The organism is Mesorhizobium sp. M1A.F.Ca.IN.020.04.1.1, assembly GCF_003997315.1.
Lineage (GTDB): Bacteria > Pseudomonadota > Alphaproteobacteria > Rhizobiales > Rhizobiaceae > Mesorhizobium.
Genome location: NZ_RZSN01000174.1, coordinates 1 through 12,114, shown reverse-complemented (window position 1 = coordinate 12,114; position 12,114 = coordinate 1). Strand labels below are relative to the sequence as shown.

General features: G+C 65.0%; 11 protein-coding genes. 6 read left to right on the top strand and 5 right to left on the bottom strand.

What is annotated here, in order from left to right; all coding sequences use genetic code 11:
* From EOA49_RS26040 to lexA, 4 genes are all read left to right on the top strand, one after another.
* On the top strand, positions 1-605 hold a 605-nt coding region (locus EOA49_RS26040; protein WP_164749285.1), incomplete at its 5' end, for an indole-3-glycerol phosphate synthase TrpC.
* Between the two features lie 2 nt (positions 606-607).
* Entirely contained in the window at positions 608-1,087 is a 480-nt protein-coding gene (moaC, locus tag EOA49_RS26035; protein WP_095800755.1) for a cyclic pyranopterin monophosphate synthase MoaC, read from the top strand.
* A 1-nt stretch (position 1,088) separates the two neighbouring features.
* Complete coding sequence (glp, locus tag EOA49_RS26030; RefSeq protein ID WP_095800756.1) at positions 1,089-2,294, top strand: gephyrin-like molybdotransferase Glp; 1,206 nt, start codon at positions 1,089-1,091, stop codon at positions 2,292-2,294.
* A 116-nt stretch (positions 2,295-2,410) separates the two neighbouring features.
* The gene (gene lexA, locus EOA49_RS26025; protein ID WP_066992799.1) at positions 2,411-3,145 is read left to right on the top strand and encodes a transcriptional repressor LexA; all 735 of its coding nucleotides are present in this window, start codon (positions 2,411-2,413) and stop codon (positions 3,143-3,145) included.
* On the opposite strand, the gene EOA49_RS26020 is transcribed toward lexA, so the two are convergent.
* A complete protein-coding gene (locus tag EOA49_RS26020; protein WP_095825375.1) occupies positions 3,139-5,586 on the bottom strand; it encodes a ComEC/Rec2 family competence protein in 2,448 nt (815 codons plus the stop codon). The two genes, lexA and EOA49_RS26020, sit on opposite strands and share 7 nt — an antisense overlap.
* A 102-nt stretch (positions 5,587-5,688) precedes the next feature.
* Between EOA49_RS26020 and gltX the strand changes: the two genes are divergently transcribed.
* The gene (gene gltX / locus EOA49_RS26015; protein ID WP_067319911.1) at positions 5,689-7,113 is read left to right on the top strand and encodes a glutamate--tRNA ligase; all 1,425 of its coding nucleotides are present in this window, start codon (positions 5,689-5,691) and stop codon (positions 7,111-7,113) included.
* A 181-nt stretch (positions 7,114-7,294) separates the two neighbouring features.
* A complete protein-coding gene (gltA, locus tag EOA49_RS26010; protein ID WP_095777720.1) occupies positions 7,295-8,623 on the top strand; it encodes a citrate synthase in 1,329 nt (442 codons plus the stop codon).
* 79 nt (positions 8,624-8,702) lie between these two features.
* On the opposite strand, the gene lpxB is transcribed toward gltA, so the two are convergent.
* The 4 genes from lpxB to fabZ are packed head-to-tail and all read right to left on the bottom strand — an operon-like array spanning position 8,703 to position 12,076.
* Positions 8,703-9,884 (bottom strand): lipid-A-disaccharide synthase, encoded by a 1,182-nt coding sequence (gene lpxB, locus EOA49_RS26005; protein ID WP_127239886.1) that lies wholly within the window; start codon positions 9,882-9,884, stop codon positions 8,703-8,705.
* The gene (gene lpxI / locus EOA49_RS26000) at positions 9,874-10,776 is read right to left on the bottom strand and encodes a UDP-2,3-diacylglucosamine diphosphatase LpxI (protein WP_127239896.1); all 903 of its coding nucleotides are present in this window, start codon (positions 10,774-10,776) and stop codon (positions 9,874-9,876) included. Before lpxI ends, lpxB begins: the two co-directional genes overlap by 11 nt.
* Positions 10,763-11,599: an acyl-ACP--UDP-N-acetylglucosamine O-acyltransferase gene (gene lpxA / locus EOA49_RS25995; protein ID WP_127239887.1), complete on the bottom strand. Its 837-nt coding sequence runs from the start codon at positions 11,597-11,599 to the stop codon at positions 10,763-10,765. Before lpxA ends, lpxI begins: the two co-directional genes overlap by 14 nt.
* A gap of 15 nt (positions 11,600-11,614) precedes the next feature.
* On the bottom strand, positions 11,615-12,076 hold the full coding sequence (gene fabZ / locus EOA49_RS25990) for a 3-hydroxyacyl-ACP dehydratase FabZ (protein WP_127239888.1): 462 nt from the start codon (positions 12,074-12,076) through the stop codon (positions 11,615-11,617).
* Positions 12,077-12,114: the final 38 nt, after the last annotated feature.

Sequence of the window (12,114 nt, the reverse complement as noted above, 5' to 3'; positions counted from 1 at the left end):
TCCGCGCCGCCTTCGACCCGCCGGCGCTCGCCAGGGCCTACCAGCAAGGCGGTGCTGCCTGTCTTTCGGTGCTGACCGACGCACCGTCCTTCCAGGGCGCGCCCGGCTTTCTGACCGCAGCGCGCGCCGCCGTTGGCCTGCCCGCCCTGCGCAAGGATTTCCTCTTCGACCCGTATCAGGTTCATGAAGCCCGCGCCTGGGGCGCGGACGCGATCCTCATCATCATGGCGAGCGTCGACGACGCCTTGGCCAGTGAATTGGAAGCCACGGCCTTCGATCTCGGCATGGACGCGCTGGTCGAGGTGCATCACGAACAGGAGATGGAACGCGCGCTTCGCCTCTCGTCGCGGCTGATCGGCATCAACAACCGCGATTTGAGAACCTTCGAAACCAGCCTCGACGTTTCCGAGCGGCTTGCCGCCATGGTCCCGGACGACCGGCTGCTGGTCAGCGAGAGCGGCATTTTCACCCATCAGGACTGCCGGCGGCTGGAAAAGAGCAAGATCGGCACTTTCCTCGTTGGCGAAAGCCTGATGCGGCAGGCCGACGTGGCCGCCGCGACCGCCCTTCTGCTGACGGGCAAGGCGCCTGCCGAGGCCGTTTGAGGATGCCCGCGCTTACGCATCTCGGCGCCAAGGGCGAAGCTAACATGGTCGATGTCGGCGGCAAGGCCGAGACGACGCGCACGGCCATCGCCGAAGGGTATGTCACCATGCAGCCGGAAACGCTGGAGATGATCCTGGCCGGCGACGCCAAGAAAGGCGACGTGCTGGGCACGGCGCGCCTCGCCGGCATCATGGCGGCCAAGAAGACGCATGAGCTCATCCCGCTTTGCCATCCCCTCCTTCTCACCAAGGTGTCCGTCGAGATCGAGCCCGACCACGCGCTTCCCGGCCTGAGGGTCAGCGCGCTTGCCAGGGTTACCGGCAAGACCGGGGTGGAAATGGAGGCGCTGACCGCGGCGTCGGTCGCCTGCCTCACCATCTACGACATGGCCAAGGCAGCGGACCGCGGCATGGCGATTTCCGGCATCAGGCTGGTCGAGAAAACCGGCGGCAAGTCGGGCGACTACAAGGTAGGTCCTTAGCATGGCTTTGCTTCCAGTCGCTGACGCGCTCCAACGCCTGTTGGACGGCGCGACCGCGCTGCCAGGCGAAAGCGTGCCGCTGGCCGACGCGTCCGGCCGGGTGCTGGCCGACCCCGTGGTGGCTCTGCGCACCCAGCCGCCCTTCAATGCGTCGGCGATGGACGGCTACGCCGTACGGGCCGCCGACGTAGCCTCGGCGCCGGCCCGGCTCTCCGTGATCGGCATGGCCCCCGCCGGGCGTGGCTTCACCGGCTCTGTCGGCAAGGGCGAGGCCGTGCGCATCTTCACCGGCGCGCCGCTCCCCGAAGGCGCCGATACCATCGTTATCCAGGAGAATGTCCGCGATCTCGGCGGCGGCGGCATCGAAGTGACCGAGCCGACCGTGGAGGGACGAAACGTCCGTCGCCGCGGCCTCGACTTCTGCGAGGGCGACCTGCTCCTCGAAAAAGGCCGCCAGCTCGATCCGGCGGCGCTTTCGCTGGCGGCATCGGCCAACCATCCGAGTCTCAACGTGGTGCGGCAGCCGCTGCTCGCCATCATCGCCACCGGCGATGAATTGCTGCCGCCGGGCAGCGCGCTCGGCCCCGACCAGATCATCTCGTCGAATGCCTGTGGCGTCACAGCTACGGCCCAGTCGGTCGGCGCGCGCGCGCTCGACCTCGGCATCGCCGCCGACCGCAAGGACGCGATCGCGGCCCTGGTCAAGAAGGCGGTCAAGGCCGGCGCCGACGTCATCGTCACGCTTGGCGGCGCCTCCGTCGGCGACCACGACTTGATCCATGACGTGCTGACCGGCGAAGGCATGCAGCTCGACTTCTGGAAGATCGCCATGCGTCCCGGCAAGCCGCTGATGTTTGGCCGGCTCGGCGACATTCGCTGCATCGGCCTGCCCGGCAATCCGGTCGCAAGCCTGGTCTGCTCGCAGCTGTTCCTGAAGCCGCTTCTGGCGCGGCTGGGCGGCCGGTCCTGCCGTCAGGAAATCCGCACGGCTCGGTTAGGCGTCGCAATGCACGCCAACGATCTCAGGCAGGACTATGTGCGCGCCGTGGTCCGCGAAGATGCGGGGGCGTTGATCGCAACACCGTTCGGCATCCAGGATTCCTCGATGTTGAGGATGCTCGCCGATGCCAATGGCCTGATCGTGCGCCAACCCTTCGCACCGGCGGCTGAAGCCGGCGAGGAATGCAGCGTTCTGATGTTACGCTGAACAAAACGTCAACACATTCACTAAACTTTAAACGGTTGCGGAACACAACTGGAACAGATAGTGTTTGTTCTGGGTTTGTTTTTCTGATTCTGGTTTCAGAACCCACGGGGGCCGCCATGCTGACGCGCAAACAACATGAACTGCTGATGTTCATCCATGAACGGCTCAAGGAAAGCGGCATTCCGCCGTCTTTCGATGAGATGAAGGAAGCGCTCGACCTTGCCTCGAAATCGGGCATCCACCGCCTGATCACGGCGCTGGAGGAGCGCGGTTTCATTCGCCGGCTTCCGAACCGGGCGCGTGCCCTTGAAGTGCTGCGCCTACCTGACTCGATCGCGCCCGGCCTCAATGCGGCGAAGAAGTTCTCGCCGAGCGTCATCCAGGGCGGCCAAGGCAATCTCGGCCGCCAGATCAAACCCGCGGCGCCCGCCCGCACGCCGACGCCCAGCAATGACGACGACGCCGTTTCAGCCGTCTCCATCCCGGTGATGGGTCGCATTGCCGCCGGCGTGCCGATCGACGCCATCCAGCACCAGACGCATTCGATCACAGTGCCGCCGGACATGATCGCGGGCGGCGAGCACTACGCGCTCGAGGTCAAAGGCGACTCGATGATCGAGGCCGGCATCTTCGACGGCGACACGGTCATCATCCGCAACGCCAGCACTGCGAGCCCCGGGGAGATCGTCGTGGCGCTGGTCGATGACGAGGAGGCGACGCTGAAGCGCTTCCGCCGCAAGGGCGCCTCCATCGCGCTCGAGGCTGCCAATCCGGCCTATGAGACGCGCATCTTCGGTCCCGATCGCGTGAAGGTTCAGGGCAAGCTCGTCGGGCTCATCCGCCGCTACTGAGGGGGCTGCGGCTTGGCTTCCGGCTTCTCGGGCTTCTTGTAAGGCGCCAACCCCCTCGCCTCACGCGAGTAGCGCCGCTGTTCGTGCCAAGGGCGGTACGGTTTTTCGACGGCGTATTGAATGGTTGCTCGCGCCGTCGCCGATTGCGGATCGAAGAAGACGGCGGCACTGCCGTCGCGCGCGAGCTGCCGCTTGGTGACGACGAGGATACGCGGATCGTGGCAGGGATTGTAGGCCGTGGCGTCGTTGATGACGATGAGGTCTGCGAAGTCGCAGGCAGGCCGGGCAGCTTCGCGGTTCTCGGCGAGCGCGACGATCGCGCCTGATGGATGCCGGCCAATGCAGAGATCGCCCGTGCAGTAAAAGGGCGATCCAGGCGGCAGGTCGACCGGATCGGCCAAGTCCAGCGTGCCCTTGGCGAATGTCTCCGGCGGCACGATCGTTTCGGCCTTGAGCGCACGTTTCCAGTTATCGGTGGTGAACTCGTTGGAGCGGGCGCGATTGATGGCGAGTTCGCCGCCGCCGATCGGCATCGCCACCAGATGCGCGTCCTCCGAGATCAGCAGGTCCGGCGTGCGCACCTGCGGGATGATCATCACGGCCGCGGCAGCGAAAGGAATTGCGGCCAGCCTGAGCCAGGTAGTCGCCATCGTGGCGATGACGAGCGCGATCGTCGCCAGCAGCACCGAATGGATCGAGATCAGGCCCACGGCATCGACCGGCGACCACTCCGAAATCCACGCCGAGATCGCGATCATCGCCGCCAGGCCCTTGCCCATCAAATAGAGGAAGGGCCCGTCGAAGCCGAACGGCATCATGACCGCGCTGGCGACGGCGAGAAACATCACGATCGTGACGATCGGCATGATCGCGAGATTGGCCAGCAGGCTGAGCGGCGAGACGCGCTGGAAATGCCAGATGGCAAACAGCGCCGTGGCACTTCCGGCAATGATCGACGTCATTGCGGCGCCACCTGCTCCGACTGCCAGTTTGTGCGACATGAACCGCAGGAACGAACGCTTGTCCGGCGGCGCTCTCACCTTGCCGGCGCGGTAGTCGGACCAGCCGGCATAGGCGCCGACAAGGGCGGCGGTTGCCGCGAACGACATCTGAAAGCTCGGGCCAACCACTTCATGCGGCGACACCAGGATGACGGCGATGGCCGAGATCGCCAAGTTGCGCATCGTCAGCGCGGCGCGATCGAAAAGCACGGCGATCAGCATGACGGCCAGCATGATGAAGCTTCGCTCGGCGGCGACCACCACGCCGGAGATGACGAGATAGGCGGCGATCGACATAAGCGCGATTGTCGCGGCATATTTCTTCACCGGCCGGCGTGACGAAAAATCCGGGAACAGCGCAAAGGCGCCGCGCAGCAGAAGCATGACCGTGCCGGCGACCAGCGCCATGTGCAGGCCCGAAATCGAGATGATGTGATAGATGCCGGTCCGCCGCATCGCCTCGTTGATGTCCTCGGGAATGCCGGCGCGCACGCCGACGATCAGTGCGGCGGCAATCTCGCCTTCGGGTCCGCCGACGGTGCTTCTGATGTGGTCGGCAATATTTTCGCGCGCGTTCTCGATGGCCGAGGCGATGCTCGTCTGAGCGATCGGGTCGGTTGGCGGAATGACTTTCGGGTCGCCGAGGAAAAATCCGCTGCCGCCGATGCCGGAAAAATAGCTGTCGAAGGAAAAATCATAGCTTTCGGGACGGACCGGCCCGGTCGGCGGCAGAAGCCGCGCGTAACCCATCACCAGCGATCCGGCCTTCATGCCGGCCGGGATCCTGCGTGCCGAAAGCCTGACGCGATCCGGCGCGTAGCGCAGCTTTGGATGCGCGGTCGAGACGAGATCGATGGTCAGCCTGACGCGGCCATTGGCCATTTCCTCGGCGATGACGACGCGGCCTGTCAGCCGCGTCTGGATTTCGGAGCCGAGCATCGGTGTAGCGGCGCGCCAGGTCTCGACCTTCGCGGCGACGAATCCCAGCGCGCAAAACAACGCCGCCATAAAGACCAGGTGTGTCTTCAGCCAGGGACGCGAAACCGCCGCGCATAGAGCCATCAGCGCCACCGCCGCCAGCGGTCTGTAAAGATCCGGCTCGGCGCTCAAGGAATAATAGAGTATCACGCCGGCGGCCAGGAACACCGGCACCAGGAGGAAGCCGATGCCGCGGTCGAGCTCGGTGGAGGCTGCCTCGGCCACACCCCGGCGAATCGCGGAAAACGAGGCACGGCGGAACCGCCTGCGGATCAAGTCGATGGCTGCCGGCGGAGGCGGCTTCACGACGGCGTCGCCGTCCGAAATCTCGGTGGCCGGACGCGGCACGGGAACCCAAACCGGTACTGCCTCAGCAGGCACGGTGTCGGCAAACAGCAGGCGCTCGCTCACGCCAGCCGTCGTCTTCTCGCCATCCTCCGCACCCCGGCCACGTCCAGCCATCGGGTCTGCCCCTTGCGCCCCAGACCTCCTATGCTACATGAACGCCCACCGCGCGAAAGTCCGCGCAATCATGCCCGCTTCAGAGCTTCTTCCGAGAGTTCCATGTCCGACAAGGTCGTCACCCGCTTTGCCCCCTCGCCCACCGGCTATCTGCACATCGGCGGGGCGCGCACGGCGCTGTTCAACTGGCTCTACGCCAGGCACACGGGCGGCACGATGCTGCTGCGCATCGAGGACACCGACCGCGAGCGCTCCACCGAAGCGGCGACAGCCGCTATCCTGGACGGGCTGACCTGGCTCGGCCTCTCATGGGACGGCGAGGCCGTGTCGCAGTTCGAGCGAGCGCCGCGCCACCGTGAGGTGGCAGAGGAGCTCGTACGGCTGGGCAAGGCCTATTACAGCTATGAGACGCCTGCCGAGCTGGAGGCGATGCGCGAGGCGGCGCGGGCCAAGGGGCTGCCGCCGCGCTACAATGGCCAGTGGCGCGACCGCGACCCCTCCGAGGCGCCTCCCGGCGTCAAGGGCGCCATCCGCATCAAGGCGCCGACCGAAGGAGAGACCGTCGTGCACGACCGCGTGCAGGGCGAGGTGCGATTCCCGAACAAGGACCTCGACGACTTCATCATCCTGCGCTCGGACGGCAACCCGACCTACATGCATGCCGTCGTCGTCGACGATCACGATATGGGCGTCACCCACATCATCCGCGGCGACGATCACCTGACCAACGCCGCGCGCCAGACCGTAATCTACAACGCCATGGGCTGGACCGTGCCGTCGATGTCGCACATCCCGCTGATCCATGGTGCCGACGGCGCCAAGCTGTCGAAGCGCCACGGCGCGCTCGGCGTCGAGGCTTATCGCGCCATGGGCTATCTGCCGGAGGCCCTGCTCAACTATCTGGCCAGGCTCGGCTGGAGCCACGGCGACGACGAGGTGATGTCGATCAAGGATATGATCTCCTGGTTCGACATCGCCGACGTCAACAAGGGCGCCGCCCGGTTCGACTTCGCCAAGCTCGAGGCGCTGAACGGCGTCCATATGCGCAAGATGGACGACAAGGCGCTATTTGATATTCTCGTAGCCACCCTGCCCTATCTCGAGGGTGGCCCGGCGCTTGCGGCCAAGCTCGACGACAGGCGCCAGGCACAGCTGCTTGCTGCCATGCCGGGCCTCAAGGAGCGGGCAAAGACGTTGGTCGAGCTCGTCGATGGAGCCGGCTTCCTGTTCGCCGAGCGGCCCTTGCAGCTCGACGAAAGGGCTGCGGGGTTGCTTGGCAGCGACGCCCGCGCCATTTTGCGCGGTACCCATGCCGCGCTCGCCGCGATCTCCAGCGAATGGAGCGCCGCAACCGCGGAAGCCGCTATTCGCGACTTTGCGCAGGCCGGCGGCCATAAGCTCGGCGCCGTGGCCCAACCGCTGAGAGCCGCGCTCACCGGCCGCAGCACCTCGCCCGGCGTGTTCGATGTACTCGCCGTGCTCGGCCGTGAGGAGAGCCTGGCGCGGGTTGCGGATCAAATCGATTAGGAGCGAACTGGCCCAAGAAGATTGGCATTGAAAGGTGTGTTTCGCAGTGCAACATTAGGCCTTGGCCCAATCTGGCACGCACCTCCTAAAATGCGGTGGCAAGTTCGCGCATTCCGGTGATTTCGACGTGTCGTTTGCAGGAATTGCCTTGCCGGCATGAGAAAACATAAAGGAGTTTGCAATGAGCGAAGCTGCGACAAAACTGGAATCGGGCGGCAAGGCGCGCGAGTCGACCGCAAGGCTCGAGCTCGCCGGCAAGACGCATGAATTCAAGGTGCGAAGCGGCTCGACCGGGCCCGACGTCATCGACATCGGCGCGCTGTACAGCACCACCGGGGCCTTCACCTACGATCCCGGTTTCACCTCGACGGCAAGCTGCGAGTCGGCGATCACCTTCATCGACGGCGACGCCGGCATCCTACTGCATCGCGGGTACCCGATCGACCAGCTCGCCGAGCACGGCGACTTCCTCGAGGTCTGTTATCTCCTGCTCTACGGCGAATTGCCGACCAAGGCGCAGAAGGACGACTTCGACTATCGCGTGACGCGCCACACCATGGTGCATGAGCAGATGTCGCGCTTCTTCACCGGCTTCCGCCGCGACGCCCATCCGATGGCCGTCATGTGCGGCGTGGTCGGCGCGCTGTCGGCCTTCTACCACGACTCGACCGACATCTCGGACCCATATCAGCGCATGGTCGCCTCCATGCGACTGATCGCCAAGATGCCGACGATCGCGGCAATGGCCTACAAATACCACATCGGCCAGCCCTTCATTTACCCGAAGAACGAGCTGAATTTCGCCGCCAACTTCCTGCACATGTGCTTTGCCGTGCCGTGTGAGGAGTACAAGATCAATCCGGTGCTGGCGCGCGCCATGGAGCGCATCTTCATCCTGCACGCCGATCACGAGCAGAACGCGTCGACTTCGACGGTTCGTCTCGCCGGCTCTTCGGGCGCCAATCCGTTCGCCTGCATCGCGGCCGGCATTGCTTGCCTCTGGGGCCCCGCGCATGGCGGCGCCAACGAGGCGGCCCTCAACATGCTGGGCGAGATCGGCCATGTCGATCACATCCCGGAATTCATCGCCCGCGCCAAGGACAAGAACGACCCGTTCCGCCTGATGGGCTTCGGCCATCGCGTCTACAAGAACTACGATCCGCGCGCCAAGATCATGCAGAAGACGGCGCATGAGGTGTTGGGCGAGCTCGGCATCAAGGATGATCCGCTGCTCGACATCGCGATGGAGCTGGAGAAGATCGCGCTGACCGACGAGTATTTCATCGAGAAGAAGCTCTATCCGAACGTCGACTTCTATTCGGGTATCACGCTGAAGGCGCTGGGCTTCCCCACCACCATGTTCACCGTGCTGTTCGCGGTCGCCCGCACCGTCGGCTGGATCGCGCAGTGGAAGGAAATGATCGAAGACCCGCACCAGAAGATCGGCCGCCCGCGCCAGCTCTACACCGGCGCCACGGAGCGCGACTACGTGCCGATTGCGAAGCGGTGATTGAGCGAATAGCGAAACAGCGAGTAGCGAACAGTGAAAGAAACCCGTCGGCGCTCGCGCCTAGCCTGCTCGCTATTCGCTACTCCCTATTCGCTTTCTTGATGCACCCCAGCACCACCTCGGCAGCAATCTCGCCCGACGGCCTGTCGGTCGCCATGCGCCTGGCGATTTCGGCGAAACCTGCCCGCTGCCAGGCGCGCATGCCGGTATCGGCAAAAAGGGCTTCCAGCTGACGCGCCAGGTTCTCCGGCCTGACATACTGATCGTAGAACTCCGGCACCAGCGCGCGATCGGCGATCAAATTGGGCAGCAGCGCCGACCAGGTCGTCACCAGATGCTGCAGCAGCTGCCTCGCGATCGGATCGAGCTTGTAGCTGGAGACCATTGGAACACCGCAAAGCGCAAGCTCGAGCGAAACGGTTCCGGAGGCGATCAGAGCCGCATCGGCCTTGCCGAAAGCCAACCATTTGCGCTCCGGATCGGTGATGATTTCTGGCTTCTCGTCCCAACGCGTGACGGATGTTTTCACCAGGTCGGCGACATGCGGCACCGTCGGCAGCATCAGCCGCAAGCGGTGACCGCGCTGATGCAAGACCGATATCGCCTTGCCGAACGGCTCGATCAGCCGGCGCACCTCGCCGCGGCGCGAGCCGGGCAGCACGAGCAGCGTCTTCACGCGATCCTCCGACAGGTCCCGCGGCAAGCTCTGCGCCTTGGCGGCGCCAAGCACGCCGGGATCCTGGGTCAGCCGGTGGCCGACATAGGTGCCGGGGGGGCCACCAAGCCGGGTGAGCGCCTTCACTTCGAAGGGCAGGATGCAGAGGATGTGATCGACATAGGGCCTCATCGCCGCCGCCCTGCCCGGCCGCCATGCCCACACGCTCGGGCAGACATAATGGACGATCGGGATAGCGGGCGCGGCGGCGCGGACCCTTTTGGCGACGCGCAGCGAAAAATCAGGGCTGTCGATGGTGATCAGGCAATCCGGCCGCCCCGCCGCGATGGCGCCGGCTGTTTGGCTGATCCGGCGCATCAGCCGCGGCAGGTCGCGCAAGACGGCGCTGAAGCCCATCAGCGCGATCTCGCTGCCGTCGAAGAGCGGTGTCAGCCCTAGTTCCTGCAGATGCCGGCCGCCGATGCCGACGAGCCGGATCTTACGGCCGGTGGTCTTTTCGAGCGCACGCACGATGTCGGCGCCCAGCAGGTCGCCCGATTCCTCGCCCGCGACGATGGCGATCTTGAGCGGCCTCTCACTGGCCATCGGTCGGCTCCGTCGCGGGAAATCCGACGATGAACAAGCCAAGCGCATTGGCCCGCGCGAGAGTCGCCGGGCCTTCGAGAATGAGCGAGCGGCCGGCTTCGACGGCGATGCCGGCAAGGCCGGCCGCGTGTGCGGCCTCGACCGTCTGCGGGCCTATCGAGGGCAAGTCGGCGCGCAGCTCCTGCCCTGGCTTGGCGCATTTGACCAGGACGCCGCGCGTCTTGCCGGCGAGCCTGCCGTGCCCGCGCAATTCGCGCGTCCTCTCGAGCAGGCCCTTAGTGCCTTCGATGCCTTCCAACGCGATAACCCGCCCTCCGACCGCAATCGCCGCCTGGCCGACGTCAAGCTCGCCGATTACCTTGGCCGCCGCGCGGCCCGCCTCGATATCGCGCCAGTCCGATTGCTTTGGTCCCGCCTTGGTCAGCATGCCCTCGCCGGCAGCGAGATCTGGAACGATCTCATGCGCTCCGACCACGGTGATACCGCGCCTTTCCAGCCCGCGCGTCAGAACCTTCAGAAGCCCGTCGTCGCCGCGGGCCAGCGCCATTGCCACGGAGGGGATTATCGTCAGCAGACTGAGCGTTGGACGTATCTTCGCAAGCCGCGGCCTGCGCTTGATCTCGCCGGCAAGAACCAGGTGGCTAATGCCTTCGCGCTTCAGCAAGGGAAGCAGGAAGCCGATGTCTTCGAGCGCAAGCGTCGCCTGCTCGTAGGCGGCAAAGTCCGCTTCGCGATCCACCTCGCCCTCGGCCAGGATGATGAAAGGCGAATGTCCCTGTCTGACCAGACCTTCCGCCACTTCGACCGGCAGGCTGCCGCCACCGGCGATGATGCCGACCCTGGAGCCCGGCGCGAGTGCAAGCCCTGACCCGGCGGGCTCAGCCCTCGTCATCGCCATCGTCATCGCCGCCACCGCCCTTCAGCGGCGGGACGGCATAATGCCGCTTGCCGCGACTGGTGATGAAGTCGATCATCTTCATGGCCGTCGGTGACGAGGCGAACTCCGCCTTGGCGATCTCGACATTCTCCCCGACCGTGCGGGAGTGGTCGAAAATCGCCCTGTAAGCCCTTCGCAGCATGTAGATTTCGGCGCGCGGCAGGCCGGAGCGCTTCAGGCCGATGACGTTGAGACCGCGCAGCTTGGCGCGATTGCCGACGGCGATCGCATAGGGAATGACGTCGCCGACGACCGCCGAGCAGCCGCCGATAAAGGCGTTGTCGCCGACGCGGACAAACTGATGCACGGCGGTCAGGCCGCCGATATAGACATTGTCGCCGATCTCGCAATGCCCGCCGAGCGTCGCCCCATTGGCGAAGGTGGCATTCTTGCCGACGACGCAGTCATGGGCAATGTGGGCATAGGCCAGGAAATTGCCATTGTCGCCGATCGCCGTCTCGCCGCGGCTGGAATCGGTGCCGACATGCATGGTGACGCCTTCGCGGATGGTGCAATTTCCGCCGATGACCAGCGTCGTGCGCCCGCCCTTGTGCTTGGTGTTCTGCGGCGGCGCCCCGAGCGTCGACATTGGATAGACCTTGGTCGAGCCGCCGACGGTGGTCGCGCCCATCACCGAGACATGGCTGACCAGCTCGACGCGATCGCCGATGACGGCATCGGCGCCGACATGGCAGAAGGGTCCGATACGCACACCTTCGCCGAGCCGGGCGCCTTCTTCGACGACCGAGGAAGGGTGGATTGATGTCTGAACTTTCATGAGCATTAGAAACCGTCAGCCGGTGACCATCATAGCCGAAACTTCGCCTTCGGCGGCCTTTGCGCCATCCACCATCGCCTCGCAGGCAAATTTCAGCAGGTTGCCGCGCTTCTTGATCTTCTTGACGTGGATCCTGAGCTGATCGCCGGGGACGACCGGCTTGCGGAACTTCGCGTTGTCGATGGTCATGAAATAAACCAGCGACGGCTTTTCCGCATTGAGGCTGCGAATGCAGATCGCGCCGGCGGTCTGGGCCATGGCCTCGATGATGAGCACGCCCGGCATGACCGGCTGCTGCGGGAAATGGCCCTGGAAATGCGGTTCGTTGATAGTCACGTTCTTGATGCCGACCGCGGAGTCGTCGCCGTCGATTTCGACGATGCGGTCGATCAGCAGAAATGGATAACGGTGCGGCAGGAGCTTCATCAGCCCCATTATGTCGACCGCCTCAAGTGTCGTCGCAACCGTGTCAGCCATTTCCGTCGCCCTGCTTGCGCGTCCTGGCCAGCCTGCGC